This window comes from Streptomyces sp. TLI_55 (assembly GCF_900206255.1).
In the GTDB taxonomy this organism is placed as follows: domain Bacteria; phylum Actinomycetota; class Actinomycetes; order Streptomycetales; family Streptomycetaceae; genus Streptomyces; species Streptomyces aquilus.
In genome coordinates this window covers 6,702,407-6,720,750 of sequence record NZ_OAOJ01000001.1, presented here as the reverse complement: position 1 = coordinate 6,720,750, position 18,344 = coordinate 6,702,407, and the positions used below count along the sequence as shown (strand labels likewise).

Here is an 18,344-nt window from a genome sequence, read left to right as displayed (position 1 = left end):
GCGTACAGGGCACTTCGCCGGACGCCATCGGGCACTTCGAGGGTTTCAGGTGCCGGCACTTCGAGGGTTCAGAACAGGACGCTCATGAACGCGCCGACCTCTTCGAAGCCCACGCGCCGGTACGTCCGCCGCGCCGCGGTGTTGAAGTCGTTCACGTACAGGCTGACCACCGGGGCCACGTCCGCGAGGGCGTAGCGCAGGACCGCCGACATGCCGGGGGCCGCGTAGCCCTGGCCGCGGTATTCGGGCGCCACCCACACGCCCTGGATCTGGCAGGCGCGGTCCGTCGCGGCGCCGATCTCCGCCTTGAAGACGACCTTGCCGTCGGCGTCGAGGCGGGCGAACGAGCGGCCGGCGCCCACGAGTTCGGCGACCCGTGCCTGGTAGAGGAGCCCGCCGTCACCGGCCAGCGGAGAGACGCCCACCTCCTCGGTGAACATCGCCACGCACGCCGGCATGATCGTCTCCATCTCGTCCTTGCGGATGCGGCGGACGTACGGATCGGGGGCGACGTCGGCGGAGAGCCGGTCGGTGACCATCAGGGGCTGGTGGGCGCGGACGTCACGGGCCGGGCCCCAGCTGGGTTCCAGCAGCCGCCACAGCTCCGCGGTGGGTTCGGCGGGGCCGACGATCGAGGAGCAGCGGCGGCCCGCGCGCCGGGCGCGGTCGGCGAAGGCGCGGACGGCTCGCGGAGTGGCGCAGATGGGGACGAGGTTGGCGCCGGCGTAGCAGAGGGACGTCAGCATGCCGTCCTCGTACCAGCCCCACATCTCGCCGCCGAGCCGCCAGGGGTCGAGGCCGGCGACCTGTACGCGGCTCGTGACGAAGGCGTTCGCGACCGGCTCGCGGTCGAGGACGGCGAGCGCGGCGTCCAGGTCGCTCGGTTCGAGGACCCGGGAGGTCGTCTGGGTCAACACGGGCGGGGCCTCACACTGGGGACTGCGCTGATCTCCGCACTGTACCTGCGGAAGCTGAGCAGCGTCGCCCTGTGATGCCGGTCGCTATGAGGTACCCGGCGTTTCGATGCTGTCGCCTAGGAGCCCGGGGAGTCGTGGTGCGTTTGCGGCTGCGGGGGCGTGGGGGCTGGTCGCGCAGTTCCCCGCGCCCCTGAGGCGTTGCAGCCAGGCCTCCTCAGCCTGCTACCGCCACCGACGGCTCGCCCGACGCCACCCCGTCCGCCTCCATCTGTTCGGCCAGCTTCATGGCTTCCTCGATCAGGGTTTCGACGATCTTCGACTCCGGGACGGTCTTGATGACCTCGCCCTTGACGAAGATCTGGCCCTTGCCGTTGCCGGAGGCGACACCGAGGTCGGCCTCGCGGGCCTCGCCGGGGCCGTTGACGACGCAGCCCATGACGGCGACGCGGAGGGGGACCTCCATGCCGGTCAGGCCGGCGGTGACCTCTTCGGCCAGCTTGTAGACGTCGACCTGGGCGCGGCCGCAGGACGGGCAGGAGACGATCTCCAGGCCGCGCTGCTTGAGGTTGAGGGACTCCAGGATCTGGTTGCCGACCTTGACCTCCTCCACGGGAGGCGCGGAGAGGGAGACGCGGATCGTGTCGCCGATGCCCTGGGAGAGGAGGGCGCCGAAGGCGACGGCGGACTTGATCGTGCCCTGGAACGCCGGGCCGGCCTCCGTCACACCGAGGTGCAGCGGGTAGTCGCACTGGGCGGCGAGCTGCTTGTAGGCCTCGATCATGACGACCGGGTCGTTGTGCTTCACCGAGATCTTGATGTCCCGGAAGTCGTGCTCCTCGAAGAGCGAGGCCTCCCAGAGGGCGGACTCGACGAGGGCCTCCGGGGTGGCCTTGCCGTACTTCTGGAGCAGGCGGCGGTCCAGGGAGCCGGCGTTGACGCCGATGCGGATCGGGGTGCCGTGGTCCTTGGCGGCCCGCGCGATCTCCTTGACCTTGTCGTCGAACTGCTTGATGTTGCCGGGGTTGACGCGGACCGCGGCGCAGCCGGCCTCGATGGCGGCGAAGACGTACTTCGGCTGGAAGTGGATGTCGGCGATGACCGGGATCTGGGACTTCTTCGCGATGGTCGACAGGGCGTCGGCGTCGTCCTGGGTCGGGCAGGCGACGCGGACGATCTGGCAGCCGGACGCGGTCAGCTCGGCGATCTGCTGGAGGGTCGAGCCGATGTCGGACGTACGGGTCGTGGTCATCGACTGGACGGAGACCGGGGCGTCGCCACCGACGGCGACGGTGCCGACCTGGATCTGCCGGCTCTTGCGGCGCTCGGCAACCCTGGTCGGAACGGACGGCATGCCGAGAGAAATCGCAGTCATCTGCTGTGCAACCCCAAGTCGTGGATCAAGGTCCGGCGCCAACGGAACAGTGGGCTCCAGGCTTCGAGATTACGGCACGCGCACGGGCCCGAGCACATCCGTCCCGCGGAGCCACCCGAACGAAGACGGCCCGGCACACAGGGTGCCGGGCCGTCGTGAACGCCGTATGGCTAGGAGATTCTCACCGGGTTGACGACGTCCGCGATGAGGACCAGGACCGTGAAGCAGATGAAGATGCCCGCGACGACGTAGGCCACCGGCATCAGCTTCGCCACGTCGAACGGGCCCGGGTCGGGGCGGCGGAAGAGCTTGGCCAGGTGGCGGCGCAGCGACTCCCACAGGGCGCCCGCGATGTGGCCGCCGTCGAGTGGCAGCAGCGGGAGCATGTTGAACAGGAACAGGGAGAGGTTGAAGCCGGCGAGGAGCATCACGAACATCGCCAGTTGCTGGGACGCCGGGATGTCGAGGGTGGCGATCTCGCCGCCGACCCTGGCCGCGCCGACCACGCCCATCGGGGAGTCCGGTTGGCGCGGGCCGTCGCCGAAGGCGGCGTCCCACAGGGCCGGGATCTTGGAGGGCAGGGCGGCGAGGGAGTCGACGGCGTCGCCGACGCGGTCCGTCATCCAGGTCACCGAGTCGCCGAAGTCCTGTTTGACGACGCCGGTGGCGGCGCTGAAGCCGAGGAAGCCGGCCTTGACGTACTCGCCCTGGACGTAGGCCCCGCTGGAGTCCTTCTTCGCGACGAGGTTGGTGGCGATCTTGGCCGTGAGGGAGACCTGCCGGCCGTCGCGGTCGACGACGATCGGGACCGTCTTGCCGGCGCTGTCGCGGATGAGGTCGGAGAGCGTGTTCCAGTCGTCGGTCTTCACGCCGGCGAAGGAGACGATCTTGTCGCCCTTCTTCATGCCGGCCGCCGCGGCCGGGGAGGGCTTGTCGGTGCTCTTGCAGGTGTCGCGGTTCTCGCTCTGGGAGATCACGCACGGGGAGACCGAGGCGACGTCGGTGGTCTGCTGCTGGATGCCGAAGCCCATCAGGACCGTCAGGAACAGGCCGATCGCCAGGATCAGGTTCATGAACGGGCCCGCGAACATCACGATCACGCGCTTCCAGGGCTTGCGCGTGTAGAAGAGGCGGGACTCGTCACCGGGTTGCAGTTCCTCGAAGGCGGCCGAGCGGGCGTCCTCGATCATGCCGCGCCAGGGCGAGGTGGAGCGGGCTTCCAGGCGGCCGTCCGGGCCGGGCGGGAACATGCCGATCATGCGGATGTAGCCGCCGAAGGGGATGGCCTTGACGCCGTACTCCGTGTCGCCCTTCTTCCTCGACCAGACGGTCGGGCCGAAGCCGACCATGTACTGGGGCACGCGGATGCCGAAGAGCTTGGCCGTGGAGAGGTGGCCGAGCTCGTGCCACGCGATCGAGACCAGGAGTCCGAACGCGAAGACCGCTATGCCGAGGATGAACATCAGGGTCGTCATGCACGGGCCTCCGCCGTCTGTGCCGCCAGTTCCCGGGCCCGGGTGCGGGCCCAGGTCTCCGCTTCGAGGACGTCCGACACCGTGAGCGAGGTTCCCGTGACCGGCGTGCCGTGCTCCTCCACGACCCGCGTCACGGTCTCCATGATCCCGTTGAAGGGCAGCGCGCCGACCCGGAACGCCTCCACGCACTCCTCGTTGGCGGCATTGAACACCGCCGGGGCCGTGCCCGCGAGCTGCCCCACGTGTCTCGCAAGGTTGACCGAAGGAAACGCGTCGTTGTCGAGCGGGAAGAACTCCCACGTCGACGCCTTGCTCCAGTCGAAGGCGGGAGCCGCGTCGGGGACGCGCTCGGGCCAGCCGAGGCCGATGGCGATCGGCCCGCGCATGTCGGGGGGCGTTGCCTGGGCGATTGTCGATCCGTCCGTGAACTCAACCATCGAGTGGACATACGACTGGGGATGCACGACGACCTCAATGCGGTCGAAGGGAATGTCGTAGAGGAGGTGTGCCTCGATGACTTCCAGGCCCTTGTTGACGAGGGTCGCGGAGTTGATGGTGATGACCGGGCCCATGGCCCAGGTGGGGTGGGCGAGGGCGTCCTCGACGCTGACGTTGGCCAGTTCTTCCTTCGTACGGCCGCGGAACGGGCCGCCGGAGGCGGTGACGACCAGCTTGCGCACGTCCGCCCGGGTCCCGGAGGCCAGGGCCTGGAACAGGGCCGCGTGCTCGGAGTCGACCGGGATGATCTGCCCGGGCTTGGCGAGGGCCTTGACCAGCGGGCCGCCGACGATGAGCGACTCCTTGTTGGCGAGCGCGAGGGTGCGGCCCGCCTCCAGGGCGGCGAGGGTCGGGGCGAGGCCGATCGAGCCGGTGATGCCGTTGAGGACGGTGTGGCAGTCGGAGGCGGCGACCTGGCCGGCCGCGTCGGGTCCGGCGAGGATCTCGGGGAGCGGCTCGCCGGTGCCGTACCGGGCCTCGAGTGACTCCCGCAGTGCCGGTACGACGTCCTCGCGGGCGACCGCGACGGTCCGCACCCCGAGCCGGTGGGCCTGCTCGGCGAGCAGGGAGACCCGGCCGCCGTGGGCGGACAGCGCGGTGACCCGGAAGCGGTCCGGGTTGCGCAGGACGAGGTCGATGGCCTGGGTGCCGATCGAGCCGGTGGAGCCGAGGATCACCACGTCCTTGGGGCCGTCGCCCGCCACGGGGTCGTAGACGAGGTGGGGGTCGGCGAGAGGGGCTGGACTGTCACTCATCCCCCCATTGTTGCCGTAAGGACGGCGTGTGAGGACAGCGCGTCCCCCTCACGGTGGACAGGAGGGGGACGCGGTGTCATGGGCCGGTCAGCGGATCGGGCGGTGGACGTTGGTCTTCTCGCTGGGGCCGGGGGTCGCGTCGGCGATCCAGGGGCCCTCGCCCGACGCGTCGACGATGCCGTCCTCCAGCCACTCGTAGGTGCCGGACATGACGCCCTTGACGACCTTGCGGTCCAGGTCGTCGGTGTTGGTCCACAGGCGGCCGAAGAGCTCCTCGATCCGGATGCGGGACTGGCGGCAGAAGGCGTCCGCCAGTTGGTAGGCCTCGCGGCCGTGGGCCTCGGTGGTGCGGAGGAGTTCGGCGCGGACGCAGGCCGCACTCATGGCGAAGAGTTCGGCCCCGATGTCGACGATCCGGCCGAGGAAGCCCTGCTTGGTCTCCATACGGCCCTGCCAGCGGGACATGGCGTAGAAGGTGGAGCGGGCCAGTTTGCGGGCCGTGCGCTCGACATAGCGGAGGTGGACGGAGAGGTCGACCTCGTGTTTGAACTCGTTGTAGGAGTACGGGAGTTGGCCCTGGCCCGCGACCAGTTTCGGGAGCCACTTGGCGTAGAACACGCCCGCGTTGGCGCCCGCCTTCGCCTTGTCCGTCAGGGACTTGTCCGGGTCGATCAGGTCGCCGGCGACCGAGAGGTGGGCGTCGACCGCCTCGCGGGCGATCAGCAGGTGCATGATCTCGGTCGAGCCCTCGAAGATGCGGTTGATGCGGAGGTCGCGCAGGACCTGCTCCGCCGGGACCGCGCGTTCGCCGCGGGCCGCCAGGGACGCGGCCGTCTCGAAGCCCCGGCCGCCGCGGATCTGGACCAGTTCGTCGGCCATCAGCCATGCCTGCTCGGAGGCGAAGAGCTTGGCCAGGGCGCCTTCGATGCGGATGTCGTTTCGGTCCTCGTCGGCCATCTGGCTGGCGAGGTCCGTCACCGCCTCCAGGGCGAAGGTGGTGGCCGCGATGAAGCTGATCTTCGAGCCGACCGCCTCGTGCTGGGCGAGGGGCTTGCCCCACTGCTCGCGGGCCGCCGACCACTCGCGGGCGATCTTCAGGCACCACTTGCCGGCCGCCACGCAGGAGGCGGGGAGGGAGAGCCGGCCGGTGTTGAGGGTCGTCAAAGCGATCTTCAGGCCTGCTCCTTCCGGGCCGATACGGTTCGCGGCCGGGACCCTGACCTGGTGGAAGCGGGTCACGCCGTTCTCGATGCCGCGCAGGCCCATGAAGGCGTTGCGGTTCTCGACCGTGATGCCGGGCGAGTTGGTCTCGACGACGAACGCGGTGATGCCGCCCCGGTGGCCCTCGGACTTCGGCACCCGGGCCATGACGACGAGGAGGTCGGCGACCACGCCGTTGGTGGTCCACAGCTTCACTCCGTCGAGGACGTACTCGTCGCCGTCGGGGACCGCGGTGGTGGCGAGGCGGGCCGGGTCGGAGCCGACGTCGGGCTCGGTGAGCAGGAAGGCGCTGATGTCGGTGCGGGCGCACCGGGGCAGGAACGTCTCCTTCTGCTCGTCGGTGCCGAACAGCTTCAGCGGCTGCGGTACGCCGATCGACTGATGGGCGGAGAGCAGCACGCCGATCGCGGGGCTGGCCGAGCCCGCCAGCGCGAGCGCCTTGTTGTAGTACACCTGGGTGAGGCCGAGGCCGCCGTACTTGGTGTCGATCTTCATGCCGAGGGCGCCGAGTTCCTTGAGGCCGTTGATGACCTCGTCGGGGATCCGGGCCTCGCGCTCGATGAGGGCGCCGTCGACCTTCGTCTCGCAGAAGTCGCGGAGCTTGGCGAGGAACTCCTCGCCCCGCTGGGCGGCCTCCTCGGACGGCAGGGGGTGCGGGTGGACGAGGTCGAGCCGGAAGCGCCCGAGGAACAGTTCCTTGGCGAAGCTGGGCTTGCGCCATTCCTGTTCCCGGGCCGCCTCGGCGACCTCGCGGGCCTCACGTTCGGAGACGGTGGGTTTGCTGGTGGGTGGAGCGGACATGAGGCTCACCTCGCCGCGAATCGGGATCTTGGGACCGTTTTCGTTACCGACCGGTGCTACCCGATCGTATGTACCCGATCCCGGGCGACCCCACCACCCCTGACGCGCAGCCGGACGGCCGACGGTCCGCCATCATGGGAACCGGGAAGCCCGGAAGCGCGCCGTCGAAACTCTCTATCGAAGCGCTTCGACATCCTATGGACACCCACCCCCGGTGCGGCTACTGTCGAACCACCCTCACCCGCCCTTATTCAACCCGCGCACTGTCGAAGCGCTTCACAAAGCTTGGAGAGCTGGATGGTCACCCTCGCCGAGGTCGCCCAGCACGCCGGAGTCTCGGCGAGCACGGTGAGCTATGTCCTCAGTGGCAAGCGGTCCATCTCCACGACCACCCGGCAGCGGGTCGAGCAGAGCATCCGCGAGCTCGGCTACCACCCGAACGCGGGCGCCCGCGCCCTGGCCAGCAGCAGGTCCAACATCATCGCGCTGATGGTGCCGCTGCGGACGGACATGTACGTGCCGGTGATGATGGAGATCGCCATCGCCGTCGCCACCACCGCCCGGACGCACGGGTACGACGTACTGCTGCTGACCGGTGAGGAGGGCCCGGACGCGGTGCGCCGCGTCACCGGCAGCGGGCTCGCCGACGCGATGATCCTGATGGACGTCGAACTCGACGACGAGCGGCTGCCGTTGCTGCGCGGCACCGACCAGCCGTCCGTGCTCATCGGCCTGCCCGCCGACACCTCCGGGCTGACCTGCGTCGACCTCGACTTCCGGGCGACCGGCGCGCTCTGCGTGGAGCACCTCGCGATGCTCGGCCACCGCGACATCGCTGTCATCGGCGAGGCCCCCGCGGTCTACGAACGGCACACCGGTTTCGCGGAGCGCACCCTCGACGGACTGCGCTCCCGCGCCCAGGAGTTGGGCGTGCGGCTGCTGCACCGGCCGTGCGAGGGCGGGTACGACGCGATGGCCGTGACGCTCGCCCGCATCCTCGACGAGCGCCCCGGCACCACCGGGTTCGTCGTGCAGAACGAGTCGGCCGTCGAGCCGCTGCTCGCCCAGCTGCGCCAGCGGGGGCGCGCGGTGCCCGAGGACGTGTCGGTCGTCGCGATCTGCCCCGACCAGGTCGCCACCCAGGCTTCGGTGCGGCTGACCTCGGTCGCCATCCCCGCGCAGGAGATGGGCCGCAACGCCGTGGAGCGGCTGGTGGCCAAGCTCGACGGCCGCGGCAGCGACGAAGTCGTCCTGATCACCCCTGAGTTGACGGTCCGGGCGAGCACGGGCCCGGTACCGGCGTAGCACCTCTTGCGTTCGCCCCTGCCGGGGCACCCCCATGTCTGCCACTCCGCCAGGAGTTTCGGAGCCCAGGAGCGCCTCAAGTGCCTCAAGTGCCTCAGCCTGCCGAGAACCAGCCCCCGACCGGCGCGGTGAGCCTCGCGCAGTCGTCCCCGACCGTCGGTACGTTCCGTGAGCGGGACGGCGCGCTGGAGTGGAGCGGCCGTCAGGAGACCGTACGGATCGAGCCCTGGGGCCCGGACGCGGTCCGGGTCCGGGCCCGGCTCGGCGGGCCGATCCTGGAGGGGCTGCCGGGTGCGCTGCTCGACGACGCGCCCGCCACCTCCTCCACCGTCAAGATCGAGGACGGGCAGGGGCGGTTGACCGTCGGCGCGCTCACCGTCGAGGTCAGCGCCGAGGGCCTGGTCCGCTTCCTGCGCACCGAGGACTCCGCGGAGCTGCTCGCCGAGGCCCGCGCCCACTTCTGGTGGCCCGGGCCGCGCCTCTACACCGCCGTCGGCAACGGCCACCACCGCCTGGAGCAGCGGTTCGCCGCCTACGACGACGAGAAGCTGTACGGCCTCGGCCAGCACCAGCACGGCCGCTTCGACCAGAAGGGCCTGGTCGTGGACCTGGTCCAGCGCAACGCCGAGGTCGGCATCCCGGTGCTGACGTCCAGCCGGGGCTACACCCTGCTGTGGAACAACCCGGCGATCGGCCGCGTGGAGCTGGCCCACAACGGCACCCGCTGGGTGGCCGACTCGGCCCGGCAGATCGACTACTGGATCACGGCCGGCACCCCGGCAGACGCGCAGCGCCGCTACTCCGCCGTCACCGGCCGTACCCCGATGCTGCCGGAGTGGGCGGCGGGCTTCTGGCAGTGCAAGCTGCGCTACCGCACCCAGGACGAACTCCTGGGCGTGGCACGGGAGTACAAGCGGCGCGGGCTGCCGATCTCGGCGATCGTGTGCGACTTCTTCCACTGGACCCACCTCGGCGAGTGGAAGTTCGACCCGGCGGAGTGGCCCGACCCGGCCGCGATGGTGCGGGAGTTGGCGGAGCTGGGCATCAAACTCGTCGTCTCCGTCTGGCCGTCGGTGTCGCCGCTCAGCGAGAACCACCCGGTGATGGAGCAGCGCGGCTACTTCATCGGCACGCAGTACGGGCCGATGGCCCACGCGGACTGGCCGGACAAGGAGGTGGCGTCGACGGTCCAGGTGGCCTTCTACGACGCCACCAACCCGGAGGCGCGTCAGTTCCTCTGGTCGAAGGTCAAGGAGAACTACCTGGATCCGTACGGCATCACGGCGTTCTGGCTGGACGCCTGCGAGCCCGAGCTGAAGCCCGGCTTCGCGGAGAACCTGCGCTACTGGGCGGGCCCGGGTCTGGAGGTCGGCAACATCTACCCGGCGGACAACGCCCGTACCTTCCACGAGGGGCTGAGCGCCGAGGGCGAGGAGGTCATCACCCTCAACCGCTCGGCGTGGGCGGGCAGTCAGCGCTACGGCGCCGCCCTGTGGTCCGGTGACATCGGCACCGACTTCCCGACTCTGCGCCGCCAGATCGCGGCCGGCCTCAACACCGCGCTGTCCGGCATCCCCTGGTGGAACACCGACATCGGCGGCTTCCACGGCGGCGACCCGAGCGACCCGGCGTACCAGGAGGTCATGGTCCGCTGGTTCCAGTTCGGCGCGCTGTCCCCGCTGATGCGGCTGCACGGCTTCCGGGACCCGGGCATGCCGCTGGGCCCGGAGATGACCGGCGGTCCCAACGAGGTGTGGTCGTACGGCGAGCGGGCCGGGGCGGTGCTGGAGAAGTACCTGCGGCTGCGCGAACGCCTGCGGCCCTACGTCCTGGACGTCATGCGCGAGGCCCACGAGGAGGGCCTGCCGCCCATGCGGCCGCTGTTCCTGGAGTTCCCGGACGACCCGGCGGCCTGGTCGGTGGACGACGCCTATCTCTTCGGCGCGGACCTGCTGGTGGCGCCGGTGCTGACGGCGGGAGCGACGGCCCGCACGACCTATCTCCCGACGGGCGCGACCTGGGCGGACGCGTGGACCGGTGCGTCGTACGAGGGAGGGACGACCGTGACGGTCGACGCCCCGCTGGACCGCATCCCGCTGTTCCTGCGGGACGGGGCGCGGCTTCCCGTAGCGGAGTAGCCGCGGACGAGCGTGCGGCCGGTCCCGATAGGGGAGGGACCGGCCGCACGCCCGTGTCAGGGGCAGACGGAGGCGAGGGAGCGGACGAGCGCGGCGGTGTGCAGCAGGTCCGGGTGCTTCTCGTGGTGGACCTCGACCACGGCGAGGGCGAGTTCGGGGCGGCAGCCGACCGAGGACCGGTCCGGGGTGGTGTCGGCCAGGGCGGTGACCAGGCCCGTGTTTATGCGGTTGATGGTCTGCCGTACGACGCTGAGGTCCGGCTTGGTCGTCGGTGCCTCGTCGGGATGGGCGGTCCAGCGGCGGAACAGGGCACGCTGGACGGTCTTGTTGGCCTCGATCTGGTCGCGGAACACGGCCCGGATCTCGTCCGGATCGGCGCCGATCTGCTGGGCCTGGGCGGCGACGGTGTCGAGGACCTGCTGTTCACGGGCGGGGTCGTCGATGGGGCTGTCGGTGCCCCACTTGGCGGCGGCCACGAGGTCGGCGGTGGCGAGGCGGTCGGCCGCCAGGGACGCGACGGGCAGCAGGCCCGGGGACGCGGGAGCCGCCGTCGCGCTGCCCGGGGAGGCGAGCAGCGCGGCGGCGGCGAGCGCGGCGGTGATGAGGGGGGTGGTGGTACGCATGGGTTCATATAACCCCGTGTCCCCACCCCGTTGGGTCAACTGCTGCTGACGGTCAGGTTGTTGGTTTGGAAATCAAGGCCGCCGGACGACGACGTGATCTCGTAGCCGAACTGGACGTCCCCGATGGTCTCGCTGCTGGACATCCAGCCCTTGGTGCCCGATATCCAGGTGAGGATCGGCTTGATGTCCACGGTGCCGGAGGTGGAGTCCGAGGTCCGCAGGAACGAGAAGACCTCGTTGGCGCCGTTGCTGCCCTTGTAGACGGTCCAGGTGTGGCCGCCGAGGGTGACGTTGCCCTGGGAGGTGCCGAGCGGGCCCACGGCTCCGTTGTAGTTGACCCAGAGCATGATCTCGTAGTCGTAGTCGGTGTCCCAGATGTCGTACGACGTGTTGTACGCGCCGGAGGCCGGGACGGTGACGTTGTAGCTGCTGGTCAGCGAACCGAGCGAGGAGATGGTCTTGTTGACCACCTTCTTGGCGTTCGGATAGGACTTGATGCCGCCGGTGTTGGGGTGGTTGGCCCAAACCCCCCAGTTGGTGCCGGAGTTGGCCCAGATGCACTGGCTGCCGGCGCCGGAGCCCCAGATGTTGTTGTAGAGCGTGTAGCCGTTCAGGCTGGTGGAGGCCCACTGGTCGCAGGAGCTCCACACGGCCGCCGAGGCGGGCGCGGAGGCGAGGCCGACGGTGGCGCCGAGGGCCATCGCCGGAGCCAGTAGGGCCATGGTGACGTTACGGAGTCTGCTCTTGGCCATGGTGTCCCTTCCATGGGTGGGGGGAAATGCGGGTGGCTACCACGCCTCCAGACGCAGGACGTGGTCTTCCCCGGCGACGAGGTCGAGCGGCTCCGTGCCGGAGGAAGTCCTCAGTTCGACGCGATGGGTGCGGGTGGGGCGCAGTACCGCGGTCGCTTGCTGCGGGGTCCAGGTGAGGTCGAGTGCGGCGCCGAACCGGGTGCGGACGCCGAGGAGTTGGCCCTTGGGATAGCGGTCGGGCAGCGCGGGCAGCAGGACCAGCCGGTCCGGGGTCGACTGCACGAGCATCTCGATGAGCACGGCGGGCAGGGTGTGGGCGGCGTCGGCGTTGTAGGTGCGGCGGTTCGGGTAGTGGGCGCTCATCAGCGAGGCGTGGAAGAAGTCGCCCTTGAGGACCTGGCCGAGGGCGTGCGCGACCCGTTCGCCGTCCCGCAGGCGGGCCGCGATCAGGGCGTGGTGGAGATGGCCGTGGGCGGAGTCGTTCTCGGCACCGCGCAGGGCCAGGGCGCGGTGGGCGGCGCGGGCGAGTTCGGGGGTGTCGTACGGGTTGATCTCGTCGAGGGGCCAGACGCCGTAGAGGTGGCTGAGGTGGCGGTGGTCGTAGCTGTCCTCCAGGCCCGGCCAGGCCCATTCGGCGAGGGCGCCGTCGGCGTTGATCCGGTGCGGCGGGAGGCGGTCGGCGAGGGCGCGCAGGCGGTCCGCGTCCTCGGGGTGGTAGTCGGCGGCCGTGTGCAGGGCGTGCCGGGCGGCCGAGAGGTCCATCGCCGCGTTGATCGCGCCCCAACTGCCGCCTGCCGGACGGTTCTCGGGCGAGTAGGAGGGGACGACGACGAGGTGCCCGTCGGCGTCGGTGCGGATGAGGAAGTCCTCGTAGAACAGGGCGAGTTCGGCGAGCGCGGCGGCGGTGCGCGGGTCGCGGGTGCCGGTGGTCTCGTCGTGGTCGACGAGCGGCTTGAGCAGCCAGTCGGCGCCCGCCGTCCACAGGTGCAGCGGGTATTCGCGCTCGAAGTGGTACGTCAGCCCGGACTCTCCGTCGCTGTGCGGCGGGGCGGCGATCCCGCGGGCGCCGAAGATCGTGCGGGCGTTGTCCCGCCAGTCGGCCAGCTGCCCCTGGATCAGGGAGGCGAGCGCCTCGGTGACCTCGGGGAGGGCGGCGGACGCGGCGGAGGCGGTCTGGAGGTTGACGTTGGCGTCGTTGGTGAACGCGCCCGACCAGGCGGTGTTCCAGTCGCCGGTCCACAGGCCGGTGAGGCGGGGCGGGAAGAGGCCGCTCGCGGAGAGCAGGTGGTAGCGGCCGGCGGCGAAGAGGCGCTCCATGAGCGCGGGGCTGTCGGGGTGTTCGAGCAGCTCCGAGCCGGGGAGGGCGCGTTCGGCGGGGTCGGCGTCCAGGTCGAGGGTGACGCGCTCGTAGGCGGTGCGGTGCAGCGCGGTGTGGCGGTCGAGGAGGGCGGCGTGGTCGAGGGGCAGGTCGCGCAGGGCGCGGGCCTCCTCCGTCACGTCCAGCTCACCGGTGTGCCGGGCCACGCGGGTCAGCAGCAGGACCGACTCCGCTCCGGTGATCCGCAGCCCGGGCGGGGTGAGGGTGGCGGTGCCGCCGGTGACCTGGACGAGGGTGACGCCGGTGTAGGCGCGGTCGCTGCCGGGGTAGTGGGCGCGCAGGGTGAGCAGCGCGCCCCCGGGGGTGAGGACGGCGCCTTGGCCGACGCCGAGGCCGTCGGGGGCGCCCGGCAGCCGGTGGTCCAGGGAGATGTCGAGGTCGGTCGCGGTGACCCGCTGGACGATGACGTCGTCGGCGCGGGAGACGAAGACCTCGCTGTCCCAGCCCTCGTAGCGGGTGCGGGTGACGCCGGTGACGAAGTCGACGGACCGGTGGTATCCGGGGGCGTCGCCGGTCGTCGTGGAGCGCAGCCGGATCTGGAAGGCCGGGTGGAAGGGCTGCACCCACTGCAGGTCCCGGCCGTCCGTGAAGCGCTCGGCGGCGTCGAGCTCACCGGCGAGCAGCCGGTCCTGGAGGTCGGCGAGTCCGGCGGCCAGCTCCGGCGGGCGGGCGTGTTCGGAGCCGTTGGGGCGGACCAGGGTGTGATGGGTCACGACGACCCGCTCGTCGTTCGGCTCGCCGAACACAAGGGTGCCGTGACGGCCGTTGCCGCTCAGGAAGCCGTCCTCCCAGCGGGCGGCCGGTCGGGATTCCCAGGTGCCGTGCACGAGGTTCATGGCTTCAGCACCGCCACTCCGTAGCGGTCGAGAGTGAGGTCGTCCGTGACGTTCATGCCGGTCAGCAGATCACGGAAGGCGCCCGGGACTCGAACGGTGACCGCATCGCGGGCATGGTTGAGCACGAACAGCAGCTCACCCCGCCGTACGGCCTCGACGCCCGCCGGCAGCCCCTCCAGCACCGGCCGCACCCCCGCCTCGGCCGCGAACTCGGCGAGCATCGCGCGCAGGTGGTCCGGCTCGGGCAGGGTCGCGAGATAGCGGGCCCGGCCCTTGCGCAGCACGGCGGGCAGCCCGTCGAGGTCCCCGCCCTTGAAGGCGGCGGCCACGACCGCCTCCCCGTCAGCCTCGATCTCCTCCGACCACAGGGTGCCGCGGAACCCGTCGCACTCGACGGTCTCCCCCGCGTCCAGCGGCCACCACTCGTGCAGGGTGCGGATGCCGAACAGCTCCCGCAGGCGTACGTCCATGCCGCCGGGCCTGATCCGGTCGTCCTGGTCGGCGACGCCGGTGAGGAAGCCGGAGACGAGGGTGCCGCCCTGGCGGACGTAGGAGAGGAGGTTCTCGATCGCGGCGTCGGTGAGGGCGTACAGCTGCGGGACGACGACGAGCTTGTAGCGGCTCAGATCATGATCGGGGTGGGCGAAGTCCGTGCCGAGGTGGGCCTCCCAGAGGGCCCGGTGCCAGGCGGTCAGGACCTGCGGATAGTCGACCTCGCCGGAGAGCCGGCCCTCGTGGGCCCCGGCCCACCAGGAGTGCCAGTCGTGCAGGACGGCGATGTCGTGGGAGGTGTGAGCGCCGACGACCTCCCCGCCGATCCGGCCCAGTTCCGCCCCGAGCCGCTTGACCTCCTGGAACGTCCGCCCCCGCTCCCCCGCGTGGCTGACCATCCCGGAGTGGAACTTCTCCGCGCCCTGCCGGGACTGCCGCCACTGGAAGTAGCAGACGGCGTCGGCGCCGCGGGCGACGGACTGGAGCGACCAGAGCCGGTTGAGGCCGGCCGGCTTGGGGTGGTTCACGCCCCGCCAGTTGACGGGCCCGGCCGCCTGCTCCATCAGCATCCAGGGGCCACGGGCCTGCGAGCGGGTCATGTCCTGGAGGAGGGCCGCGTGCTGGGCGCCCATCGGGTCCCGCGGGTCGGGATAGAGGTCGACGGAGACGACGTCCTCCTCCTCGGCCCACCGCCAGGCGTCCTGGCCCGTCCACAGCGGCATGAAGTTGGTGGTGACCGGGAGGTGCGGGGTGTGCCGCCGCACGATGTCCCGTTCGGCGAGGTAGCACTCCAGGAGCATGTCGGAGGTGAACCGCCTGAAGTCGAGCGCCTGGGACGGGTTCTTCATGTAGTGGGCGTGGCGCGGGGTGTGCACCTCGGCCCAGTCGCCGTAGCCCTGGCTCCAGAAGGCGGTGCCCCAGGCCGAGTTGAGGGCGTCGACCGTGCCGTAGCGCCGCTGGAGCCAGCGCCGGAAGCGGGCGGCGGCCTGGTCGCTCCAGTCGAAGGTGCAGTACTCGTTGTTGATGTGCCACATCGTGAGGGCGGGGTGGCCGCCGTAGCGGGCGGCGAGGTCCTCGGTGATGGCGGCGGCGTAGCGCCGGTAGACGGCGCTGGAGTGCGAGAAGTGCTGGCGGCCGCCCCACCACTCGGTGCGGCCGTCCTCGTCCACGGGCAGGGTGTCGGGGTGCAGATGGCCCATCCAGGGCGGCGGCGAGGCGGTCGGGGTGGCGAGGACGACGCCGATGCCGTGCTCGTGCATCAGGTCCATGACCCGGTCGAGCCAGCCGAAGTCCCGTTCCCCGGGCCGGGGTTCGAGCTTGGCCCAGGAGAAGACGCCGAGCGTGACGGAGTTGACGCCGGCGTCCTTCATCAGCCGGACGTCCTCCTGCCAGGTCTCCTCGGGCCACTGCTCGGGGTTGTAGTCACCGCCGAAGAGGAGGCGGCCGCGGGTGACGTCACCGAGCCCCGGCATCACACCGGCTCCCCGTACTGGATGCCGCGCCCGTTGGTGGCGAGGTACACGCGCCCGTGGACCCGGGGATCACCGGCGATCGCCTCGCCGGTCCAGCCCCACTGGTGCCGGTCGTCGTTGATCCGCACCCAGCTCTTCGCCTCGTCGTCGGAGCGGTACACGGCGGTGATCGTCTCGGTGACGCCCACCATGAAGACGGCCGGATACACGGCCCCCTCGGCGGCCTTGCCGAAGCCGAGGGCGTACGAGGCCCGGCAACTGCCCACCTTGGCGAAACCGACGCCCCCGTCGGTGGACCGGTACAACCCGTTCCCCTTCACACTCAGCCAGAGATCACCGGAGCGTCCGGGCGCAGCGACCAGCTCGAACTGGCTGTCTCCGGACGGCAGTCCGGAAGCACGAGCGGTGAAAGTACGGCCACTGTCAGTGCTGGCCAGTAGCGTTCCTGTGTCGGTGTCGTATGCGTAGAAGAGCGTCGGGTCGGCCGGGTCGGCGACCGGCGTGGCGCCCTTCGGGAAGGAAGGGACCTCGGTCCAGGTGGCCCCGTTGTCGGCGGAGCGATACGCGGGGTATTTGGTGCCGTCCCAGTGCACGAAGACCCACAGCAGGGCAGTCCCGTCGGTGTTGACGGCGATCGGCCCCGGCGCGTCCTTGGCGAGGGCGGGCTGGGCCGCGAAGGGCGTCCAGGTCTGCCCGCCGTCGTTCGAGTAGGCCCCGTTGCCGTGGTCGCCCCACCCGGTGCGCACGACGTAGGCCGGCTTCGCCACGGCCTGCGCGAGTCCCGTCGCCGTCCCGAAGACGGGGTTCGACGCCATGCCGCGCGAGGGGGACGCGGTGAGCTTCTCGTGGTACATCACGCCGATGTCCCCGGACCCGCTGATCAAGTGCGCCTGCCCGACCGGGGGCGAGATCAGCAGCTTCGCGGCGGCCTCTTCGATCCCGCGGATCTGAGGGGCCCAGTGCTTGAGGTCCCGAGTGCCGTAGAGGGTGGCGCCGGTGCCGTAGACGACATGCCGGGAGTCGTACGGATCGAGGGCGAGCGCCTGGATCCACCAGCCGAACTTGGGCGCGTCCGCGCCCCACTTGAGATAGGGGGTCTCGGAGACGTCGAGCACGGCGCAGTCCTTGAGCGAGGTCCAGGAGCGACCGCCGTCGGTGGACCGGAAGACGGTGTCGACGAGGGCCCACCGGTTGTTGGTGGACACGACGAGGGTCCCCGGCCGACGGGCGTCGACGGCGACCCCGCCGTACCCGAAGGAGTCGGTGCCGCCGTCGTCGGTCGTCCCGCCGGGCTTCACCGGCGTGACCCCGCGCCACTTCCCGTTGGCGGTGCACAGCGCGTGCACACTGCCGTCCGACTGCCCGTTGGGCCCGGGGGCGTCGGCGTAGGTCAGATACAGCTCGCGGGTGTGCTGGTCGTAGGCGGCCCGGACGGGCACCTTGGCGGCGACGCCGGAGGGTTGCCCGGGCACGGCCTCCCATGTGACCCCGTCGACGGTGCGGAACAGGTTGGCGGCGGTCCCGTCGGAGTCACCCCAGCCGGCGTAGAGGGTGCGCCCGGCGGCGACGAGCAGGGTGACGCCCTGCCCGGAGCCGCTCGGCTTGCCTGGGAACCCGGTGGCGGCGCCCCAAGTGGCGCCTCTGTCGGTCGACTTGAGCAGCCCGTCATGTCTGGTCCCGACCCAGAGGGTGGCACTGTCCCTAGGGTCGACGAGCAACCGCTCCCCGGCACCACGCCCGTCCTCGTTGGCCCCGAGCTTGACGGTGAGATCGGTACGGGCCCAGGTGGCACCCCGGTCGTCGGAACGCAGCACGGCCCCGTTGGACGCCCAGGGCTGTGAGTAGGTGCCGAGGGCGAGATAGAGCCGGTTGGGGTGGGCGGGGTCGACGGCCATGGCCTCGACCCCGAGGAGGTTCCAGTCGTCCCAGCCGAGGTGATCGATGAGGGGGGTCCAACGGCCGACGGAGTCGTCCCAGCGATAGGCACCCCCGATATCGGTACGGGCGTAGGCGAGCCCACGAACGGAAGGGTGAAAGAGAACACCGGTGACGAATCCGGTACCGCCTTGGACGACGTTGCGCCAGCGGTAGGTGGGGGTGGAGGCGGCCAGCGCACGTCCCTGACTCATGGGAACGGCGGTGAGCGCGGCAGCGGCGGCGGTCCCGGCGAGTACGGCACGACGGCTCAAGGGTGGCGTGCGCATGACATAAGCCTCGCTAGATGAGAAGGATCAGGTGAGTTGCTCAAGGGGCGCGGGGAACTGCGCGACCAGCCACGACGAATCCAGCAGCCGCCAACCGGTCAACGC

Annotated in this window: 12 protein-coding genes; 2 read left to right on the top strand and 10 right to left on the bottom strand. The window is 70.9% G+C overall.

Features of this window, described 5'->3' with window-relative positions; all coding sequences use genetic code 11:
• Positions 1 to 68: 68 nt before the first annotated feature.
• From CRP56_RS31080 to CRP56_RS31060, 5 genes are all read right to left on the bottom strand, one after another.
• A complete protein-coding gene (locus tag CRP56_RS31080) occupies positions 69 to 917 on the bottom strand; it encodes a GNAT family N-acetyltransferase (protein WP_097269566.1) in 849 nt (282 codons plus the stop codon).
• 214 nt (positions 918 to 1,131) lie between these two features.
• A complete protein-coding gene (ispG, locus tag CRP56_RS31075) occupies positions 1,132 to 2,289 on the bottom strand; it encodes a flavodoxin-dependent (E)-4-hydroxy-3-methylbut-2-enyl-diphosphate synthase (RefSeq protein ID WP_097269564.1) in 1,158 nt (385 codons plus the stop codon).
• Between the two features lie 170 nt (positions 2,290 to 2,459).
• A complete protein-coding gene (locus CRP56_RS31070) occupies positions 2,460 to 3,752 on the bottom strand; it encodes a M50 family metallopeptidase (protein WP_097274621.1) in 1,293 nt (430 codons plus the stop codon).
• 8 nt (positions 3,753 to 3,760) lie between these two features.
• Positions 3,761 to 5,017 carry a 1-deoxy-D-xylulose-5-phosphate reductoisomerase gene (dxr, locus tag CRP56_RS31065; RefSeq protein ID WP_097269562.1) on the bottom strand — a complete coding sequence of 419 codons (1,257 nt, stop codon included), beginning with the start codon at positions 5,015 to 5,017 and terminating at the stop codon, positions 3,761 to 3,763.
• An 87-nt stretch (positions 5,018 to 5,104) separates the two neighbouring features.
• Positions 5,105 to 7,039, bottom strand: a complete 1,935-nt coding sequence (locus tag CRP56_RS31060) for an acyl-CoA dehydrogenase family protein (RefSeq protein ID WP_097269559.1) — start codon at positions 7,037 to 7,039, stop codon at positions 5,105 to 5,107.
• Between the two features lie 297 nt (positions 7,040 to 7,336).
• On the opposite strand from CRP56_RS31060, the gene CRP56_RS31055 reads away from it, so the two are divergent.
• Together CRP56_RS31055 and CRP56_RS31050 are read left to right on the top strand one after the other, a co-directional pair.
• On the top strand, positions 7,337 to 8,344 hold the full coding sequence (locus tag CRP56_RS31055; RefSeq protein WP_097269557.1) for a LacI family DNA-binding transcriptional regulator: 1,008 nt from the start codon (positions 7,337 to 7,339) through the stop codon (positions 8,342 to 8,344).
• A gap of 89 nt (positions 8,345 to 8,433) precedes the next feature.
• The gene (locus CRP56_RS31050; RefSeq protein WP_097269555.1) at positions 8,434 to 10,482 is read left to right on the top strand and encodes a glycoside hydrolase family 31 protein; all 2,049 of its coding nucleotides are present in this window, start codon (positions 8,434 to 8,436) and stop codon (positions 10,480 to 10,482) included.
• 56 nt (positions 10,483 to 10,538) lie between these two features.
• Here the strand turns inward: CRP56_RS31050 and CRP56_RS31045 are convergent, their stop codons facing one another.
• The 5 genes from CRP56_RS31045 to CRP56_RS31025 are packed head-to-tail and all read right to left on the bottom strand — an operon-like array spanning position 10,539 to position 18,239.
• On the bottom strand, positions 10,539 to 11,105 hold the full coding sequence (locus CRP56_RS31045) for a chorismate mutase (protein ID WP_097269553.1): 567 nt from the start codon (positions 11,103 to 11,105) through the stop codon (positions 10,539 to 10,541).
• A 35-nt stretch (positions 11,106 to 11,140) separates the two neighbouring features.
• Complete coding sequence (locus tag CRP56_RS31040; protein WP_097269551.1) at positions 11,141 to 11,857, bottom strand: glycoside hydrolase family 12 protein; 717 nt, start codon at positions 11,855 to 11,857, stop codon at positions 11,141 to 11,143.
• Positions 11,858 to 11,893: 36 nt separating this feature from the next.
• Complete coding sequence (locus CRP56_RS31035) at positions 11,894 to 14,071, bottom strand: glycosyl hydrolase family 95 catalytic domain-containing protein (protein ID WP_097269549.1); 2,178 nt, start codon at positions 14,069 to 14,071, stop codon at positions 11,894 to 11,896.
• The gene (locus CRP56_RS31030; protein ID WP_097269547.1) at positions 14,068 to 16,035 is read right to left on the bottom strand and encodes a beta-galactosidase; all 1,968 of its coding nucleotides are present in this window, start codon (positions 16,033 to 16,035) and stop codon (positions 14,068 to 14,070) included. The genes CRP56_RS31035 and CRP56_RS31030 overlap by 4 nt, the downstream gene beginning before the upstream one ends.
• A complete protein-coding gene (locus CRP56_RS31025; protein ID WP_097269545.1) occupies positions 16,035 to 18,239 on the bottom strand; it encodes a sialidase family protein in 2,205 nt (734 codons plus the stop codon). Before CRP56_RS31025 ends, CRP56_RS31030 begins: the two co-directional genes overlap by 1 nt.
• Positions 18,240 to 18,344 lie beyond the last annotated feature (105 nt).